17 protein-coding genes are annotated in these 17,760 nt (G+C 53.8%); 8 read left to right on the plus strand and 9 right to left on the minus strand.

Features of this window, described 5'->3' with window-relative positions:
- The first annotated feature begins 449 nt into the window (after window positions 1-449).
- Both RIN61_RS23405 and RIN61_RS23410 read left to right on the plus strand, forming a co-directional pair.
- Window positions 450-2,090: an ATP-dependent nuclease gene (locus tag RIN61_RS23405; protein WP_313854418.1), complete on the plus strand. Its 1,641-nt coding sequence runs from the start codon at window positions 450-452 to the stop codon at window positions 2,088-2,090.
- On the plus strand, window positions 2,080-3,474 hold the full coding sequence (locus RIN61_RS23410) for a UvrD-helicase domain-containing protein (RefSeq protein ID WP_313854420.1): 1,395 nt from the start codon (window positions 2,080-2,082) through the stop codon (window positions 3,472-3,474). Before RIN61_RS23405 ends, RIN61_RS23410 begins: the two co-directional genes overlap by 11 nt.
- Before the next feature lie 200 nt (window positions 3,475-3,674).
- Here RIN61_RS23410 and RIN61_RS23415 read toward each other — a convergent pair whose 3' ends face one another.
- The 3 genes from RIN61_RS23415 to RIN61_RS23425 form a co-directional block, all read right to left on the minus strand.
- Window positions 3,675-4,892: a hypothetical protein gene (locus RIN61_RS23415; protein WP_313854422.1), complete on the minus strand. Its 1,218-nt coding sequence runs from the start codon at window positions 4,890-4,892 to the stop codon at window positions 3,675-3,677.
- A gap of 246 nt (window positions 4,893-5,138) precedes the next feature.
- Window positions 5,139-5,909 (minus strand): S1 family serine peptidase, encoded by a 771-nt coding sequence (locus tag RIN61_RS23420; protein WP_313854425.1) that lies wholly within the window; start codon window positions 5,907-5,909, stop codon window positions 5,139-5,141.
- 324 nt (window positions 5,910-6,233) lie between these two features.
- On the minus strand, window positions 6,234-6,980 hold the full coding sequence (locus RIN61_RS23425; protein ID WP_313854427.1) for a hypothetical protein: 747 nt from the start codon (window positions 6,978-6,980) through the stop codon (window positions 6,234-6,236).
- A 247-nt stretch (window positions 6,981-7,227) separates the two neighbouring features.
- Between RIN61_RS23425 and RIN61_RS23430 the strand changes: the two genes are divergently transcribed.
- Both RIN61_RS23430 and RIN61_RS23435 read left to right on the plus strand, forming a co-directional pair.
- Complete coding sequence (locus RIN61_RS23430; protein WP_313854429.1) at window positions 7,228-7,725, plus strand: hypothetical protein; 498 nt, start codon at window positions 7,228-7,230, stop codon at window positions 7,723-7,725.
- Window positions 7,718-7,966 (plus strand): hypothetical protein, encoded by a 249-nt coding sequence (locus RIN61_RS23435; protein ID WP_313854430.1) that lies wholly within the window; start codon window positions 7,718-7,720, stop codon window positions 7,964-7,966. The genes RIN61_RS23430 and RIN61_RS23435 overlap by 8 nt, the downstream gene beginning before the upstream one ends.
- A 479-nt stretch (window positions 7,967-8,445) precedes the next feature.
- On the opposite strand, the gene RIN61_RS23440 is transcribed toward RIN61_RS23435, so the two are convergent.
- From RIN61_RS23440 to mobH, 4 genes are all read right to left on the minus strand, one after another.
- Window positions 8,446-10,224: a hypothetical protein gene (locus RIN61_RS23440; protein WP_313854431.1), complete on the minus strand. Its 1,779-nt coding sequence runs from the start codon at window positions 10,222-10,224 to the stop codon at window positions 8,446-8,448.
- On the minus strand, window positions 10,214-10,699 hold the full coding sequence (locus RIN61_RS23445) for a hypothetical protein (RefSeq protein ID WP_085663849.1): 486 nt from the start codon (window positions 10,697-10,699) through the stop codon (window positions 10,214-10,216). The genes RIN61_RS23440 and RIN61_RS23445 overlap by 11 nt, the downstream gene beginning before the upstream one ends.
- Window positions 10,696-11,853 carry a dsDNA nuclease domain-containing protein gene (locus tag RIN61_RS23450; RefSeq protein WP_313854434.1) on the minus strand — a complete coding sequence of 386 codons (1,158 nt, stop codon included), beginning with the start codon at window positions 11,851-11,853 and terminating at the stop codon, window positions 10,696-10,698. The genes RIN61_RS23445 and RIN61_RS23450 overlap by 4 nt, the downstream gene beginning before the upstream one ends.
- Window positions 11,854-12,220: 367 nt before the next feature.
- Window positions 12,221-13,939: a MobH family relaxase gene (gene mobH, locus RIN61_RS23455; protein WP_313854436.1), complete on the minus strand. Its 1,719-nt coding sequence runs from the start codon at window positions 13,937-13,939 to the stop codon at window positions 12,221-12,223.
- Between the two features lie 222 nt (window positions 13,940-14,161).
- On the opposite strand from mobH, the gene RIN61_RS23460 reads away from it, so the two are divergent.
- Window positions 14,162-14,356, plus strand: coding sequence for a DUF7740 domain-containing protein (locus tag RIN61_RS23460; protein ID WP_130905569.1), 195 nt, complete (start codon window positions 14,162-14,164; stop codon window positions 14,354-14,356).
- A gap of 125 nt (window positions 14,357-14,481) precedes the next feature.
- A complete protein-coding gene (locus tag RIN61_RS23465) occupies window positions 14,482-14,847 on the plus strand; it encodes a histone-like nucleoid-structuring protein, MvaT/MvaU family (protein WP_313854441.1) in 366 nt (121 codons plus the stop codon).
- Between the two features lie 85 nt (window positions 14,848-14,932).
- On the opposite strand, the gene RIN61_RS23470 is transcribed toward RIN61_RS23465, so the two are convergent.
- Complete coding sequence (locus RIN61_RS23470; protein WP_313854442.1) at window positions 14,933-15,871, minus strand: ArdC family protein; 939 nt, start codon at window positions 15,869-15,871, stop codon at window positions 14,933-14,935.
- Window positions 15,872-16,127: 256 nt separating this feature from the next.
- Here RIN61_RS23470 and RIN61_RS23475 point away from each other — a divergent pair, with 256 nt between their 5' ends.
- Window positions 16,128-16,277: a hypothetical protein gene (locus tag RIN61_RS23475; RefSeq protein ID WP_313854444.1), complete on the plus strand. Its 150-nt coding sequence runs from the start codon at window positions 16,128-16,130 to the stop codon at window positions 16,275-16,277.
- Between the two features lie 300 nt (window positions 16,278-16,577).
- Here RIN61_RS23475 and RIN61_RS23480 read toward each other — a convergent pair whose 3' ends face one another.
- Entirely contained in the window at window positions 16,578-16,943 is a 366-nt protein-coding gene (locus tag RIN61_RS23480) for a DUF3085 domain-containing protein (RefSeq protein ID WP_085663843.1), read from the minus strand.
- A 452-nt stretch (window positions 16,944-17,395) separates the two neighbouring features.
- Between RIN61_RS23480 and RIN61_RS23485 the strand changes: the two genes are divergently transcribed.
- Entirely contained in the window at window positions 17,396-17,758 is a 363-nt protein-coding gene (locus RIN61_RS23485) for a hypothetical protein (protein ID WP_313854446.1), read from the plus strand.
- Window positions 17,759-17,760 lie beyond the last annotated feature (2 nt).

Raw genomic sequence — 17,760 nt, forward strand, 5'->3', positions numbered from 1 at the left:
GGCTCATGGCGCCCAGGGAAGGAGTCAATTTATGCAAAACTGCGTGATGGGTGAAGCGGGGATCAGCGAATTTCAAGAATTGGATTTGTCGTGATTCTTGCCCAGGAAATGTTGGGTGGTGGCAGTCTGTCCACAGGGCCATTGACGATAAAACGGCAAAAATGCAGATAAATGATGATATATAACCTCTTTTCGAGGAAGTTATCGGCCTATTCTTGAGTTGTGCAAAGAGATTTAAAGTATCCATGGATGCTGGGGGCAAAGCTTCATAGGCTGGAATTTGGCGGTCATTCGATCGGCAGTTGACGTCCTCGGTCTAGGCAGCAGAAGCTACAGCTTCTCCACTGGAATGCTTCATCGCCAAGGAACGACTGATGCGAATAGTCAAATTGGTTGTACAGAACTTCCGAGGCATCCGGTCTTTGACATGGCAGCCTGGGTCACAGGCAATGAGCTGCATCATCGGCCCTGGGGACAGCGCGAAGACCACCGTCCTCGATGCAATCGAGGCGACGTTGTCACCTAGGTGGATCACGTTCAGCGAGGCGGATTTCCATCTTGGAAACAGCCAGACCCCCATCACAATTGAGGTGACCATCGCTGAGCTTTCAAGGTCGTTGCTCTCTGATCAGCGCTTTGGTCTGTACATTCGAGGCCTGGCCGATGATGGCACTGTCCATGATGAACCTGAGGCGCATGACGATCCGGCTTTAACTATTAGGCTCACGGTAGATGCGACCATGGAGCCAGTCTGGGAACTCATCTGTGATCGCTACCCCACTCCTCGTGTGCTCTCTAATCGGGATCGGTCTTTGTTCGGCGTGGTTAGGTTGGCCGGGGAAGAGGCTCGTCATCTGACTTGGGGGCAGGGGTCAGTGCTCGCCAGGATGACGGGCGATACCGAAGGCGCTACCAATCAGTTGGCAGATGCCTATCGAGTGGCGAAGCAGACCGCGAACCTATCTGCGATTCCTTCACTGGTTGAAACGGCGACTCGTGCCGAGCAGCTCGCCAAGCAATTGGGTGCTTATGTGAATTACGGCTATGGCCCTGACCTTGAATTGGGAAGAGGCGGGTTTAGCTCCGGCTCGATCGCTCTGCACGACGGCACCACGCCCTTGCGGATGTCCGGGCTTGGCACGAGACGACTCGCGACCTTGGCTATCCAGCGCGCGTCGATCAAGGAGGGCGCGATCGTACTGGTAGACGAGATTGAGCAAGGGCTTGAACCCCATCGAGTGCTAGGGGCTGTCTCGGCACTGCGTAGTGCCCAGGAGCTCGCAAAAACGAGTAACACACCTACCGGGCAGCTTGTGATCACCACCCATTCAGAGGTGGTGCTCTCCGAGCTTAAGAGCGACTCGTTGTTTATCATGCGCCGTAGCCGAGACGGTGATGCTTTCATCAATTCGGTGCCCGCTGACGCGTTCTCCAGGATTCTCAAACATGCCCCCAGGGCACTGTTTGCACGCCGGGTCCTTGTCTGTGAGGGCGCGACGGAGCTTGGGCTCATGATGGGGCTTCGCGAGCTATTCCGAGCTCGGCACGCTGATGTACCAATAGAGCATCTAGGCGTTGCTGTCGTGGACGGGAATGGGGCAGCAGCGCCGGGGCTGGCCATGTCGCTGGCGAGCCTTGGCTATGTGACCGCGTTGTTTAGAGATTCGGATCAGGCGCTGAAAGCGGGCGTGGCGGCTGCACTGCAAGCTCAGAATGTTCAGGTGTTTGAGTACGGCTCATTGCATTGTACAGAGCTTGCTGTATTTGAAGCGTGCTGGCCCGATATGATGGACAAGCTCATTCAGGCCGCCATCGCCTCTCTAGGTGAGGCAACAATCTTTGCTCAGTTGCGACCCGAGTTTCCTAACGTAAATGTGGCAGCACCATTTGCAACCTGGTTGCCGTCGATTCCAGGAGCGGACGCTAATTGGCTGCGCGTGGCCAAGCTTTCAGTCCACTTCAAGTGGTTTAAGTCCGAGGAGCGTGGACGGGGTATATCCGTCATCGTCGATCAGATCGTGCAGCAGGGCCAGCCTTCTTACCTATCTGGCTGTATCAATGGGATAGAGCGGTGGGTCTATGGCCAGTGAGTTCGATTGGCTGATGCGGCTCAGCACTCAATCGGTTGTAGCTCCCGCAGGTCATGGCAAAACCGAATTGTTGGCCAGGGCTGCCGCTCTAGGCCAGCAAACATTAATCCTCACTCACACCCATGCTGGTGTGCATGCTGTCGCTGCCCGTATACGGCGTTTAGGGGTAGCGAAGGACTCTGTCACGATTGACACCATTGCCAGCTGGGCCAGCCGCTACGCATACGCTTTTCCAAAACTGGCAGGCCATCCACCTCGAAACCCAAAGCAGCCTGCAGAATGGAATCAAGTCTACCAAGGCGCACTTAACGTCTTGTCGAACCCGACCGCGCAGCGGATCGTTCAGGCTTCCTACGACCGGATTTTCATCGATGAGTATCAGGATTGTGAGGGGTATCAGCACGCCATTGCGGTAACGCTGGCTCGAATTTTACCCACAGTCGTTTTTGGTGATCCCATGCAAGGGATTTTCGAATTCGTCGAGAGCAAGATCAGCTGGTGCGAGCGCGTCACTCCCGATTTTCCAGTGGCTGCGGAGCTCACTGAGCCGCATCGATGGAATGAATCTAACCCTTCACTGGGTCAGTGGATTGCGGACACGCGTGCTCGGCTTCTTGCAGGTCAGCCTATTGATTTGCGAGAGGGGCCTATCACCTACCACTCGGTGGATAACGCGTTCGACATGGGGCTTTTTTTCAACGGATTCGATGACAGGGTGGGTTCTACGGCTGCGATCCATTGCCGTCGGAAAATCTGCGATGGTCTGGCTAGTGCCTCGCGAGGAGCGTTTCAGGCTATCGAGGAAATAGCAGCCGCACGCCTGATGACCTTCGCGGTTCAGTGGGACGCGGCTCAGACAAACCGGCAAAGAGCTGAAGCATTGTGGTCACTGCTGGGTGACACGATGCTGCGCAATCAGCCTCAAGAAACTCCTCCCGATAACATCTATGTGCTCGATGCCCGCCGGCAACTGGCGTGGGATGAGCTGATTGAAACAGGAAGCGCTCAAAGCGGAAGCGATGTGATTGGCTTTGAGCGGGGACATCCTCAATCGCGCACTTTCAGGGGGGAGCTGCTCAACGATGCGAGGCGTGCACTCATTGAATTGGCTAATGGCCGAAACGATTCTTTGACCCAGGCATGTCAGCACGCTCGACTACGTTTGAGCCATACCGGTCGTCCTCCCATCAAACGAGTGGTCTCTACGCCCCTACTATTGAAAGGCTTGGAGTTCGACCATGTGCTTGTCCCTGATGCTGCGCATTTTCTCAATGAGCGCTTTGCGTCAGCCAAGCTTTTCTACGTCGCAATTTCGCGCGCGAGGCATTCGCTCTCGATTGCGTCGTCCAATCCCATCCTTCAGTTCCCTCTACCTGTCTTATAGGTTCAAGGGCGTCCGAAGGACGTGCGTTAGATCGTAAATGGTGGTCAATGGCTTACTGCTATGCCTCTGAACCGTTGATCTCGGTAGTCCAAGCTACCTGGCAGCCTCCGTCTGGGTAAGCCCTGGCCTTTGAGTTGCTGGACTTGAGAACCGATCTGTATAGGTTTGGGGCGTCATTTGAGCCCCAAGCCCTGGGTGCATTACCAGTGATCTCCAGGCGTTCCATCACCGTCCTCCAAAAGGAGGTGATGAGGTAGTGATTGAGGTGTTTGATGTTCGCCCGCGCGGTAAAAGGCCGTGGTTTCACTCACTGCCCAGGATTCCATCTGAGCCGTTGAATGCTCGGGGCGCAAGTAGTTGGCGTAGACGTACCTCAGCCTGGATCCTTCAGTATCGAAATTGAGCATCTCCATCCTGTTCAGATAATGACGAAGCTCATCGGCTGATGAACCGCCCAGAGTTTCGTAGCCGACATGGACAGCTGCAGGCATCTCCAGGGTTAACTGCTGAGTTGCTCGTCCCACAGTGCTCCGAAAATGCCTGGCCTTGGCCATTGCGGAGTCGAATGACGTGCTTTGCCAGCTCACTATGCTTGCGTGATGTACCAGGTGAGCGTGCAGAGGCATCTGCGCTGATGGTGTCCAGTCGGCGCTGAAACTATGGTCGTAGGCAAGATCATATTCTCCTTTGATGAGCTCAATCATTCGACTTGAGCCATAGAAGACGTCGTCATGCGCCATGACCGTGTCTAGCATTGTCCAATCGGCATCCCGTATGTGAGCGATGAGACTACCTTCTTCCCTAACCAGGCGTTCATGCGGATTTTCAATGTATCGCTCCACATGTTTTAACAGGGTATCGCTCGGATAATGCTTAAGCTCCTGAAGGTAGTGCACATCTACAACGAGCCTCCGGCGTATCCGACGCGCCAGGTCGTGCACGGGTTTGGCCAAAGCTTCGGCGAACGCGTGCTCTTCCGCTTCATATCCCGACCGGTTGATGCGCTTGCATTCCACTTGCCACCTTCGGCGATTTCCGCTGACCATGAGATCAGGGGTTTTGGAACTGGTTTCGGTGACGAACTCGACGTTTGCCCAGTCCCGGCTCTTGTAGGCTCCCGCTACAAGGATTTCATAAAGCCCGGCATCAGGTGTCTTACGTCCTTTTTTTAGCAGGGTTTCGATTCTGTCGCTCACACCCTTGACCTGCCTGAGGTGGCTCAGGAGGTGACCAACACGATGAATCACTGGTGCGATGCGGAACCCTTCGGGCACGAAGAAATTCCGTCGATCCTGCGCGAATGCATTAGCTTGGTGGATGTACCAGAAAATGGCATCGTCCTCGTCATACAGCGGGACTTTTTTGCCTTGTGCCCACTTGGACAGCGCAGCCTCGTAATTGGCTTGCACCGTGTCCATACGGGCCTCCCACGCTCGCTGCTCAAGCATTGAGCGAAACCACTCAATCACATCCAGGCATGGCTGGTCGATCCAATCTTGGCCCTCACGTGGGGCTATCCAAAGCGGTGAGTTCATTCTTGCAGGCCCTTCCTGGGAATCACTGGGTTTGGCGAAATCGCGTCAGAATTTCCAAGCATTTTCGACGGCATTTGCACAGTCGTATCGAGGCGATCGCAGGCCCCGCCCACACGACGTGCCAATGGGTTAGGGCGGGTTGCTAGGTTGCTCTGGAAGCAGCATCCCCGTCATCTCCATCAGCACCATTTTGTTCAGGTAAAACGCAATTTTCTCTGCTGGAATGAAGCTCAAAATTCCTTTTGGATCGCTTGCGAGTGTGACCATGCCAGCAAATTTCCAAATGTCATCGATGTCTGCGATTACCACTGAGCCACTCATGCCACGAAATTTTTCGGGGCGCTCACCTTGAATTTTGATGCTCATAAGGCCGGGAAGAGCTGGATCAACGAGCTGTCCACTGAGACACCGCAGATCACCCTCCAGTGATTTTTCCTCGTAGTCGTACCCCCGGCCTACATCGGGGTAGCCGAAAATATGAAACGTATCGACGGCGTCCATGTCTGCGTCTTCGACACAGTTCTCGGCATCCAGGGTAGTGAGTCCTGCTTGGAACAATGCTGCGTGCTGAGATCTCACCACCCGAAAAATGGCAAGATCTGAGTCTGGATCGGGATCATGTTCGTCGCGAAAGACTGCCCGCTGGTCAAAGATGACCGAGATGGGAGCATTGCGGAGCAGGATCCGCAAATCGTCGTGGGTTGCATTTTGGGCGTTCAGCACATGCTGGGCTGTGACGACGAAAATTTCGCCTGCGTATTCCAGAACGAAAGCTGTCCCTACCCCATGGTGTGAGTAATATTCGTCCTCGCTTTCCCTGCTGATGATGACCGGATGAACCTGGCCGTGCATCATGTTAGCAAAGGCTGAAAGGGTGATGAATTCTTCCGATTCCTGCATTCTCGATCTCGCCGCAGTGGGCTTGGAGCACCGCCCTAGATAGTCTCCGCTTCGAGTATACGTGGGCCATTCAACTACAGCACCGCCAGCTCAAGCTGTGATGACGCATGGGGCTTTCAGCAGCGCTGCAGGGAGGCCACTCTACAGGGACGCGGCGCTCAAGTCTGGAGACGAATCAGGCAGCGATTGTTGGGATCGTCGGAAATTTAAACCATCCCACCCCGCTCCTAGTGCGCCGCGCCCTTTTCGCATTGCGCGCGGCGAAAGCCTGGGTGGCTATACCATGCCGACATCACCTAGTGATAGCGAGACTAGGCTGCGGAATCATGTGTGCATTCGGTAGCCAAAGCTGAGATCTTTGATCATTTTGATCGTCGTTTTTACGGCATCTGGCAACGAGGTAAAAATCGTCTCCAGCTGGGTAAAGTAGTCTTGTGTGACTTCCCAGAAATGCCCTGGCATTTCGTGATCTGCCAGATTCTCGAACACCCCACCTTTGCCAAAAGTCCGCTCCAGGTACATAGCTACCCCATGGAGTTTGGATTGCCAATTCCACGGATAAACATCTTTCATTTCGTCCGACATTTTCACCGAGGGCTGAATGATGGCTGTTCCGTGAGATAGGACGTTTCTCAGTGCAAAAAGCACCGTGATAGCTTCTTTTGTCTCCGGCTTAACGGCCTTGTCGACGGACACATCGAGGTACAGTTCGATGTGTCGCTTCAACGCTTCCCAGCCTCCACTCATTTCGACTTCGGCTTGAAATTTCGCTAACAATTGCTCCATTTTATTTGGGGCGGTCTGGCCAGCTGCCTTGCCCTGAGCGACTGCTTCATTGACGTCGTGACGAAGCTTGTGAGTGAGGATGCTGCGAAGCGTACCCTCGATGATTGACGCATTGAGGATGAGGATTGCGAACGCGTTTTTGTAGTTGACCCAGACAACTGGGTCTTCCTTCTTGTCTTGAGCACGATAGCCCTCCAGGCTCCATTGCCTTCGGTGTTCTAAGCCGAGAGTTTCGTACGCAATAACCAGCGAAGCTGCCGTTTCAAAAACTTTAAATGCTGCCACAACCTATTCCTTTTAGGGATTGTCCGTTGTACGCGCAGTTGGGCCACCGTGTTTTCGTGGTAGGGGGCCTCACGCAGTAACCAGATCGGCTGTACGGGCGATTTCATGAACGCCGAGTTAACTACCCCCGGAAGCAGAGAACCCGTTCACTGGTTAGGGCATTGGTTAACCGCGAACGAAGGTCGCCGCTTCAGGGGGGGCTCATCCTCGTGGGCGCGCGTTCCGTTTGGCGCTTTCATGCTAGCCGGTGGTTGAGACGTATTTGAATTGCCAAGGGGTAATCGTCCTTGCAATCCTGCTGGCCAAGGCATCGAGCATCCAGGCACCTACTGTGATCTTTGACGATGCAATCAATGCGATCGACCACGAGCATCGGCAAGGGATCCGGGAGGCTCTATTCGAGAGCGAGCGCTTCGCGAATACCCAGATCATCGTCACGTGCCACAGCAACGAATTCATCAAGGACATCCAGAATCACGTCGATCAGAATCACTGGTTGGCCTATGCCTTCATGCACCATCAGGGGAATTATCATCCGAGAGTGATCCGCAACGTCCCACCACAGGCCTACCTTTTGTTGGCCAGGGCTGCAGTGAATCGTGGCGATCACCGAGCCGCACTCCAGTTCTCCCGGCAGGCATTGGAAATGCTCACGCTGAAAATCTGGAAGTGGTTGGGAAGATGCAGTCAGGGGGGGCTTAACCGTTCAGCTTGCTCGGGATGGAGATCAACCTGGCTTGAGTAACCTCTGCGCTTCGATCTGTTCAAAGCTGCGAGGAGCCAACACGTTTGAGCACGCAGACAAGCAGCCGTTAATCGATGCGCTGGTTCGGATCCTCGGTATCGGCGAGCAGACACTGGTCTGGAGATACCTGAACAAAGGCACACATGAAGAAGCTGACCGAGAGGATTTTGATGCGGGTGTGGTTGAGGACGTCGTGCAGTTGCTGGAGACCATGAATGCCTTACGACTGCGAGCTCCGTAGTTGAAGCTAGGTCGAGTAGGTTCTGGCTGGCACTTCCAGCCAGTTCTACGTTGTCCAATATCGGTTCCTCTCGGAAACGGAATTCAAGAAAATAGTGGGCGATCCTATTGAGCAGACCGAGAGCTTCTTTTACAGGGTCAGTTGCAAAGGTCTAACGATGCTCGGCGCTGCGGCGCTGAGAATCGCAGTCTTCGCCTTCGTTTACAACGCTCCATCCGCGGTAACACTGGCAGTCCCTGCTGCAGCAACAGCCCCCGCAAGCCCGCAGCCAACGAACCGCCACGCCAACTGAAACCGGTGCCAGCACAGAGAACTCCAGCGAAGCCGCCAGAAAAAAGACTCCCTCAGTGAGCTTTGACCGAGGGATCTTTGCCATGCGCATAGAGGCGATAGTGCCGCGCAGTTTCGCGAGTACGTAGAGGGCAGCCTAGGCACCATGGCCGGCCAAATCCCTCGGGCATGGATGCCTTCAATCCCTTTTAATCCATCAGGTTCTGAAAATCGCCCAGATACATCGGTTGCTCGAAACCGCCGAATCGTGGGAGCCACTCTGCATCCAGATTTGGATCAATTTCAAATCGATAGCTGGTTGTTGAGAATACAATCTGCGCATCGTTTTGAGTAGCGATTAATTTCAGGCGTTTAAAGTAAGCGTCCAAGTCTTCTGAGTGGATTTCTTGTTGGCGTGGCGTGTCAAAGATTAGCGTGCGAAATGGCGAGCTTGGATCGGAAGTGCAAATTTCAAACAGAGCGGCATGAAAGGCCAGGACCGTACGGGCTTTGGAGCTGCCTTTGATGATCCCAATTTTCTCTGTTCCGAGAACTGGCTTGAGGTCTGAGTCGATACGGATGTCTCTAGATATATTTTTTGAGTTCAGCGTGTTAAGCCAGTCGGCCATTTTTTCGGCCAGGTTTCGCTTAAATCTTACCACTTCAAGCGATTGCTCTCGTTGTGGGCCTAGTGATTCCTGTTCCGTTAACGTTTTGTTGCGGCGATTTTGAAGTTCAAAATGCGACTGTTCTTGCGCTTGGTATTTTTTGAATTTGGTTTTTTCCAGTTCAAGCTCGAAAATCTCAGACGCAATTTTGCTGATCGCTTCGATAAACATTTCGATGCCAGCTTCGCGTTCTGCTAAGCCACGCTTTTCCGAGAGCTCAGAGATTTGTCGTTCAACCCAGGATTTATGGGTGGCAATGGCCTCGGCCTGCTGTATATTTGCAGTGCTGACAGTGTCGAGGTCTTTAATTTGGTCGCGTAGGTAGAGCAGGCTCTTTCCATATGAGTCCGCGCTTACCAAGAACATCCCACACGATGGGGTAGTGCAAATTTCGCTGAAAGACATGAATGCTCGGCGAGCTTCCTCATTCAAGTCTAGTGTTTCGATCTCGCTTTCGATTTCCTGCCGGATTTGTGCAGAGCTCTTTATTTTCGCCTCAAGCGCCAGTTGTTGGGTCGTCATATCGCGGTGTTGGCGTCTCATCTCGGTGATAAGATGATCGAAGCTGTTTATGGTCTCGCTCCTGATATCCTTGGTAGATTTAAGTTCATCGAGCCTTGATTTAAGCGCTGAGATTTCGCGATCTGTATCCGTCTCGTTTTTTTTGGTTGGAGAAAGATCTTGTCGAAGACGATCAATGAGTTTTCGGCTGTCATTGATTGTCTTGTCTAAGTATTCAAGTTCTTGTTTTAGAGCAATTGATTTTTTCGCGCTATCGAACGAGCTTCTGGCTGGCAGTCCTACTGCCAGGCGAATCATTTCAGCGTACTGGCCCTTGATGAAGCTTTGGCGTGCAGGTACATAATAGTCTGAGTAGCCAGTATCTTGGTCAAGATAAAAAAGGGGCAGAATGGCTGAGAAATAAGGGATGGTGCTGGTGTTGCCGTTGGTGGTGAGTCTGTCATCACGAAGGCCCAAGACTTTAAGCATGAACCTAGAAAAGTCTTCTTCGTTGTAAAATCGATTAATGGTTTTCTCAGCGTTGCTTACGGTAAGGTCAAACTTTCCATCAAGCCTTCTGCTGAATGATAAGATCTGGCCTTTGATGAGTGTTTTAAGAGTGACTTTCGACGTGTTACGGACGACGTCCTCTCGGAATTGAACCTCCAGCCCGAGGCAGAACATAATCGACTGAATGAGAGGGGTTTTTCCGCTACCGTTAGGGGCGTAAAGCTGTGTCACGGCTCGGCCAAAAACTAGCTCTTCGGAAGCCCAGCCTGCGCCATGGCTTGGAGAAAACTGGAGGGATTCAAATTTCATCAAGCTTGGCCTCAATGTCACGTTCTTTACAGATGTTGCGGTACGACCGTTTTATAGTCAAAAGCGCTAAGCAAAGCTGGCTCTCTTGGTTGAGTACTTTGTCAATGAATTTTTTGCCGGAATCACTTGTCTCGATCCGCGAGGTGCTCTTGTTTACGGACACCAGACCGGTATCTTCCAAGAAGGTGAGGGCTTTAACCGTTCTCACACGAAGGTTTGCAGACCAGCCAAGCTCTTGAGTTGAGCCTTTAAAGCTCGCAATGCTTTGCTCAAAACAGGTACCTATGAGCATGCCTATGTCATCTCGTTTTGGTTTTGCACGGCTACCAGCTAACATCACGATGGTTAAGGCAATTAGCGGGATATGAAAAAGCGTCTCGTTACCCAATACGTCTCGGTAGGGCCTGGTGGAGTAGGATGTTCTAAGGTGCTGCGATTCCGCCCGCGCGACCCTCATAACTTCTTGAAAATTCATAGCAGCTCTTCCTTGACCATGTCAGATAACACCGCTCCGAATACCAGCCCGTCCTCTAGATCCGTCCGCCCAGATATTTTGCATAGCTCTGACCTGAGATTTTCGACGGCGCATGTGATTGTATCCATGTCAACCCTACCGCTGGATAGCTTTTCCGCAAGCTCGCCGATCTTGCTCTGCATTTTTAAAAGTGTGAACTCTTGTATGGAGTGACGGTTTACTCTATACCAAGCCTCCCATTGAGACTTAAATTCTGCAAAGCTGTTTATGGTTTCCTCTTTGAAGTTGTTGCGTTGTAGCATTCGCTGAAGAATGGATACGCTTTTTACCGCGTTAGGGTCGCCCCCAGATTTTAGTAGATGGTACGCAGATCGTGAAAGTGCGAGGATGTCCAAAAGGTCATCAACTGCAATGCTGGCCTTTTCATTCAGGATCTCCTCGGTGATCGTGCCATCAAGCTGATATGAGGACTTGTCTTCAATAAGAGAGAGGAGTTGAATGATGATTTTCTGAATTTCTTTGGGGTGAAGATTGATTTCGCTATATTTGTAGATTTTGCTGTGTGCGTTCGATAAAAATGAATCGTCTTCTTCGTTGAGTATCTGCTTTCTGGGCTCTAGTGAAAGATGGGACAAAAAACCTAGAATTTCTTTGTCCGTTTTTGCAGATAGGCTGGGAATCAGTTTTTTTGTTTCGCTGATCAGCGTTGGGGTAATTTTGCTGGATGAGATCCCCGAGTTTGCATCTGCAATCAGGGCTTCTACCTCGTCGTCAAAATTTACATTGGTACATATGACCACGGATAAGCAGGCATCCCCAAAGCTTTCAATGTGTAGTAGTAGTTTTCCTGCAAAACTATTCGCTAAGTCGTGCTCAGCATTTCTTGGTCTTTTTTTGATCCCGAATATTTCCAGGATATTATACAGGTGGTTTTGTTTGGTCTTTGTTTTTACTTGAACGAATCGGTATCGAGTGCCAGTCTCGTCAACCAGCTTGACTACATAGTCCTCATGGAAGTCACAGAACACCCGGTCGACAGAACTGCTTTCCAAAAGCGCCAGGCATTCTAGGCTAGCTGCTCTGAATTGTGCTTTAAAGCGATGAATTGTATCTCGCCCGTTGAGCTCGCGGGCTTTTACGTCATGAAGTTTCATAGAGGGCACTCAATAGCTCAGCGCTTTTCAGGAGCCGGACTGAGACGGTTAGCACTGGAAAGAGGTTGAGCGATGAACTCCCTCCCAGGTTGGCTAGGAAAGGAAAAAGTCAGCTTACAGGCGCCTGAATTGGGGCAAGCCTTGCAGAGGCGTACTGCTAACGTATCAGCGTGTGCTGGTGAGCTGCGCGTTGGGGATAAGAAAAAAGGTGGCATGGAAGATCGCATCCGCTGCAATTGGCCCTGATACCCAGGCCTTGTCCGTTCTGAGCTCAAGCATCATAAGTAGCAAAACGCTATCAGTAAACGTCTTCTTAGCTCTTTCGAACCTTCACGCGGACGTATCCGGAGGCACCTCTAACTTGTTGCTAATGATTTAGGCTCAGGAAAGGGTTGTCCGTAGGTGCCGGATCCTGCAGCCCCTGGGCGCTATGCAGGAGGTAGCCATTGAGGAGGGACTTTTTGCGTGGTCCTTTTACAGAGCACGACCAGATATTTTGCCCGCCTGGCCGCTTTACATGCATGCCCAGCTTCTCAAAATGGCGTTGAATTCGCCGCCAGGGTTCTTCCTGAGCGCTTCCTTCAGGGTGCCCTGGATGGTCAGCAACGTAGCGTTGGAAAATGCCCGGTGTGACTAGGAAGAATGTGCCATCCACGGTATGCACTTTAGCTTTACTATCGTTGACCACTAACCGATGACTGCGAATGCCCTCCCGCAGCCATTCGATAAAGGCTAATCCCTCGGCGTCCTGCTCCGGTGAAGTGGTAGGCGGGAGACCTGCTGCAGTTGGTCCCGCCTGAAGCTCGGCCGGCTCCTCGAGCATGCCCATCAGATCGTCGAGGTAGTCGAACTCCTGATTCAGCGGCACAGCGGCGGGCTGTTGTTCTACCACTGCAATCTGCGGCCCAGCCAGGGCCGACTGCCTGGCTTCATCAGACGGCAGGGGTGGGTCCATGGTCGGCTCAACGGTGCCACGGAAATATTCGGGGCGGGGCTCATCTGCCCAGACCAGGCTTGGCTGCAGGCGGAGAAAGGTAAAGCGATACTGCCAGTCACTGTCCGTGACAGTGGCGCTCCACACCGCTTTGCCTTCCGGTGTCGCCTCCACCAGTCCATGGGACTGCAGTTCATCGAATAGAGCGATGTTGGAGGAGGGGATACCGTCCACAGCCTGAGCCAGCAGATGCGCTCGCAGCCTGTCGGTAGTGGTCTTGCTGACCAGCCAGAGGTGGTCTTCGGTGAGCCAGCCGGCCGCGCCGGGCTGGTTGAGCTTGAGCTCGTTCTTGACCAAGTGGCGCAGACCCGTCAGCAGATGATGCTGCAGCGAGTGCTTGGGCGCCTGCAAGGCCTTTGCGGGATTGCCACCGATGTTTTGCGCGGTGGAGACACGGTCAGCCTTCAGCACCAATTCCCCGAGGGTCCCAGCGTGCTCGTAGTGGTCAGAGAGCAGAAACAGCAATTGGCTCCACAATTCGGAAAAGCTGCTGAGCCAGTCGAGCAGGGCTGGCGGCAAGAGTTGCGTATAGAGCAGCCCGGCCGCAGCACCGTGCAGCTTGTAATCGCGGTCGGGGTTGTAGCGGAAACGGTAGGGCTGGTTTATGGGACCGTGCCAGGGGTGCCAGCGCACTGCGTTCTGGTACTCCACCTGCAAATCGACGGCGATTTTGCCGATGTCATGGAGCAGGGCACCGTAGGCAATCGCGGCGCTCCAGGCATCGGCTTGTGCCGCCTGGTCTTCCGGTGCCGCGCCGCTGGGGAGTAGGTAGGACTGGCGTAGCTTCAAGCTGCAGGCCATCAGCTCCAACCCGTGATCGAGCATCCCCCCAGGATAAGCGTGATGATGGCTTTCACTCGCCGGGAGTTGCTGTACGTAGCGGGCGTAGCGACGGATGGGCTCGAGGTAGAGCCTATCAAACTGCGCTTCGGAGAGGGCCGTGTACTGCCAGATGCGTTCGAGCAGCTTTCTCCGGTGATCGGCGGCGAGTAGAGATTCGGCCGACTGGGGAAGCAGGAAGCCCTCGGCGATGGGCGTGGGGGTGGGCTCTGCCGCCTCACCTTTTTGAGATGTTAGCCACCAGCGTTTCATCGCATGACCTGCTGTTCGTTCGGGAGGTCCTTTTGCCTTTTCGGATAGAGCTCTTACCCTTGCGCCCCCTTCCATTGCCGCCGTTACCCTTTACCGCCTTGGCCTTTTTCGCGTGTGTGATAATTCGAAGCCAGGTCCATCGGGATCGGCGGCCTTTCGGAATAGCGGTCCCTTTGTTCAGGGCGTAGACTGCCCGGCACCATTGCTAGATCAGGGGTGCGGATGACGTTGAGTGATGCGGTATTGATCGTGTTGTTGGCCGATCGGATTCATGGCACGGATACGGCCATCCGGTCAGCGGCCAAACGCTGTGCTAAAAAGCTGCCCCGCAGCCAGCGCGATATCGTGTTCAAGATTGGAAACAGCGCAAATCCTCGGCAACTTGTGGCGCACCTGTGTCAGCACTTGTCTGATTGAGCGACCAAGCGAGGTCGTTTTAACCGGCACCTCGCAAGAGTGCGTGCGCCTCAAGTAAACCCTCGGATAAATCCGCAGTTTCAGTTATTATCCCAGCACTTGTCCCACACCTAGGAACATCATTCATGTCCAAACTTGCCGAGTTCAAAGCACTGGAAGCGCAACTGGCCGCGCAGCTGCAACAGCTGGATGCCATGAAAAACGACTCCGGTTTGAAGCAGGAAATCGAGTTTGAGCAGAAACTCAGAGCGTTGCTGGAACAGTACGGCATGGGCCTGCGCCAGGTAATCAGCATCCTGGACCCAGCCAAGGCCCTCAAAGTAGCCACCGTAAGTGCGTCCAGCACCGCTCAGCGCAAACCTCGTGAGGTGAAGCGCTACAAGAATCCGCATAACGGCGAGGTGGTGGAAACCAAAGGCGGTAATCACAAGACCCTCAAGCAGTGGAAACAAGAGTACGGCTCGGACACCGTTGAGAGCTGGGTAAAGTAATCACAGGCTTCATGACTGCGGCGAATGCTGCGCTGCAGATAAAATAAAGGCCCCGGAAAGGGGCCTTTTTGCTGGATGAGTGGAATCACGCGGTGAGACGAGCTGGCATATCCGTGATTTGATCAGACTGCAAGGCCAACAGGTACTCAGAGGCTTCCCGGGCCTGACCACTGGCGCGGAAAATGGCTCGTTTGTCTTCCTTGAGTATCTTCAGCCAGGACGCCAGGTATTCCTCGTGACGCAACTCACCTGTGGTACCGGTGAGTGCGCAGAGAAACGCGGCGCCCATTTCTGCGACCAGCTCCTCAAAGGCATACGCCGTAGAGCCGAATGCATGCCCGCCGGTGATACCTTCCCGGTTCAGACGAGTACGGTGGCCCGACCAGTGCGTCAGCTCATGCAGCGCCGTGGCGTAGTAGCTGCCGACGTCTTCGAACTGCGCCTTCGTAGGTAGTTGGATCAGATCACGAATCGGCAGATAGAACGCGTCATCGCTGTATCGATGCTCGATGCGCGCACCGCTGGCGACCAGCAGTTGCTCGGCCGGTTCATGATCGATGAAGGTCGCCGGCTCAGTGTGCTCGGTGGAGGCTGGCTCCTCGTCAGGCAAGTCTTCGGTCTGCTCGATGTTGAACAGGCAGTGCGTCCGAAGCAGCGCAAACTGCACCATCTTGATATTGCCCTGTTCATCACGAACGACCTGGCCGTTCTCGTCATGCGCCTCCTTGCTCATCGGTTTATAAAGTACCGCGAGGGTGGATTGCTCGCCCTTGCGCACATGGCCTCCGGCTTTGCGCGCCTGGTTGTAGGTCAGCCAGCGATCTTGGGTGAAGCCTCGCAGTCGCGCCTCCGCCCACAGCAGCGGAACGTTGATGCCGGCGTAGGGGCGCCGAGTGATGGCGTTGATGGGAAAAGGGCCGTCAGCGCTTGAACCTGTGGTGGTCCAGGGCTTGATCCAGGGGATCACACCTTGGCTAAGGGCGTTGAGGATCTTATTGGTGACGTCCAGATAGATGTCGGACATGACGTTCTCCGATTGTGAAGGGGAACGCCACCCCATCCGGGAGGTGTTCCCGGTTGGGGTAAGGGCAGAGGAAGTGCTGGTCGTGTCAGAGGATTGTGAGATCCACGGAATGTTCAGCTGGCAAGCGGATGTGCAGGAAAGAAGGGGCGCTACGTGGCGTGATGTGGGCCAAACGCAACAGCGAAAGTTGTTCGGCCGCAGATGGCACGCCGTCCTGTGGCAACTGAATGTGCAGATCAGTTGGACAGGGTGACGAATGAGTAGCAGCCGCCAGAGCACTGGTGAGCAGGATGGCCAGACGTTGTGCTACCTGATCTGCGGAGACGTCTCCTGGGCCAGGCTCCATGAGTTGCTGCCATACGCCAGGGCTGAGCACGACGGCCGTGGAGAGGCTGCAGTGGCTTGACATGAGTACCTCCAGAGTAGATCGCGCGAGCACCTCAGTCGAAGTGTGGCGGGGCTTAGTCGCTGTAAATATTGCCGCGAGCTGGGAGTGCCTAAGCAGTAAAAAACCTGTGTTGAGCGGTGGTCAATGGCCACTCAGGAACATCGCAAATACGCCTATCCAGAGCGTTCCAAGGAAGGCTGGGCGCTTTAGCTTTCTGATAAATGGCGACCTCGGATGGAACGGAAGGCACCCGGAAAGGCGCTTCCAGAGGTCCCGACAGCGAGCCCTCTGGAAGCGCCTGTGACTTAGGTCAGGTGGTCAAGATTTTCCCGTGGGCTCGACCTCGGCGGCCAAGTACAGGTGAGTGGAAGTGGCTTCAACCACCAAAGATCCTGCTGTCCCGCGAAGACTGGCCAGGACAGGATCTTCGATGTCGAAGTACTCAGCGAAATCGTCACCGCCGAATTCGTCTTTAGCGCGATTCCACCAGGTATCGAAGTCGTCGACCTCGGGGTTGCAGCCAATGGCATACGCCACTCGCTTGCGGCCACTTCCATCGGGTTTGCTCTCGCCGATCTCCGCCATCAGGTAAACGCCGTGGTCCTTTACCAGCATCACTTTGCAGCCATTGATACCGGCCTCGGCTAACACCGCGTGAAGTTCAGAGCCTGTGAAGCGCAGCATGATGAAATCCTCCAAAAGGTGCAGAGGAATGCCACCCGTGCGGGAGAATTCCCAGCACTGGAATGTTTGAGTAGGCGCGTCGAGGGTGCAGGCTTTGGGAGCCCGGGGATTTAGAGGGCGTTCATCACCGCGGGAGCGGTGACCATGCGAGCTGCCGAACGCGAATCGCACTTGGGACAACCATCACATGTGTGACGTAGCCTCGAAGGTCATGGCTACCTGGGATGCTGGATAACCAGCGATTGCATAGTTGGTTTAACAAGCGGACCGGCGGAGCGTCAAGGGCGTTATATGTGAGTCAGAGCGATGTGAGTCCGGGGAGTGCCACCAGTGATCACCACTACCAAACGAGGTGATCAGCGGTAATCGAAATCGGCGGAACAGGAGTAAGCTTTAGCTTGGATCCAAATTCTCACTAGCTCGTAATAATGAGCAGAGAAGGGCGGTGCTGAATGACTCATCAAGCCTTTTCGATTGCCGGTCGTACTACTCTTGGCAGGCATTTAATTCGCGCTGCTGTTCGCACAGGACGCGTGGCAAATCATCTCGAAACCCGCATTCTGCGATCGTCGTTATTGGCTTTTGTACCGTTTCAGTATCGAAAGGTAGGTATCCATATTATCAAGTTAGTGCTGGTGCTTGCCGTTGCATCTGTTGCGTTGTTCTTGGCGATTGGGATGATTGCGATATGGGCCCTAGCCGCACTGTCCATTTCTGAATCTTGTGATGATGAACCCGAGGTGCATGAAGTTAGTCACCCTCAGCATCAGCAAAAGTACCCAGAGCTGTATGATGAATATGGCTCGCTCAGATGAGC

This window comes from Pseudomonas inefficax, assembly GCF_032164165.1.
Taxonomy (GTDB): Bacteria; Pseudomonadota; Gammaproteobacteria; order Pseudomonadales; family Pseudomonadaceae; genus Aquipseudomonas; species Aquipseudomonas inefficax.

What these genes read in the sequence shown, in the direction of transcription:
- mobH (WP_313854436.1), bottom strand. Translation starts at nt 13,939, where the DNA reads ATGAAACGCTGGTGGCTAACATCTCAAAAAGGTGAGGCGGCAGAGCCC.
- RIN61_RS23460 (WP_130905569.1), top strand. Translation starts at nt 14,162, where the DNA reads ATGACGTTGAGTGATGCGGTATTGATCGTGTTGTTGGCCGATCGGATT.
- RIN61_RS23420 (WP_313854425.1), bottom strand. Translation starts at nt 5,909, where the DNA reads ATGCAGGAATCGGAAGAATTCATCACCCTTTCAGCCTTTGCTAACATG.
- RIN61_RS23445 (WP_085663849.1), bottom strand. Translation starts at nt 10,699, where the DNA reads ATGAATTTTCAAGAAGTTATGAGGGTCGCGCGGGCGGAATCGCAGCAC.
- RIN61_RS23485 (WP_313854446.1), top strand. Translation starts at nt 17,396, where the DNA reads ATGACTCATCAAGCCTTTTCGATTGCCGGTCGTACTACTCTTGGCAGG.
- RIN61_RS23440 (WP_313854431.1), bottom strand. Translation starts at nt 10,224, where the DNA reads ATGAAATTTGAATCCCTCCAGTTTTCTCCAAGCCATGGCGCAGGCTGG.
- RIN61_RS23470 (WP_313854442.1), bottom strand. Translation starts at nt 15,871, where the DNA reads ATGTCCGACATCTATCTGGACGTCACCAATAAGATCCTCAACGCCCTT.
- RIN61_RS23465 (WP_313854441.1), top strand. Translation starts at nt 14,482, where the DNA reads ATGTCCAAACTTGCCGAGTTCAAAGCACTGGAAGCGCAACTGGCCGCG.
- RIN61_RS23415 (WP_313854422.1), bottom strand. Translation starts at nt 4,892, where the DNA reads ATGGACACGGTGCAAGCCAATTACGAGGCTGCGCTGTCCAAGTGGGCA.
- RIN61_RS23410 (WP_313854420.1), top strand. Translation starts at nt 2,080, where the DNA reads ATGGCCAGTGAGTTCGATTGGCTGATGCGGCTCAGCACTCAATCGGTT.
- RIN61_RS23480 (WP_085663843.1), bottom strand. Translation starts at nt 16,943, where the DNA reads ATGCTGCGCTTCACAGGCTCTGAACTTCACGCGGTGTTAGCCGAGGCC.
- RIN61_RS23405 (WP_313854418.1), top strand. Translation starts at nt 450, where the DNA reads ATGAGCTGCATCATCGGCCCTGGGGACAGCGCGAAGACCACCGTCCTC.
- RIN61_RS23475 (WP_313854444.1), top strand. Translation starts at nt 16,128, where the DNA reads ATGAGTAGCAGCCGCCAGAGCACTGGTGAGCAGGATGGCCAGACGTTG.
- RIN61_RS23450 (WP_313854434.1), bottom strand. Translation starts at nt 11,853, where the DNA reads ATGAAACTTCATGACGTAAAAGCCCGCGAGCTCAACGGGCGAGATACA.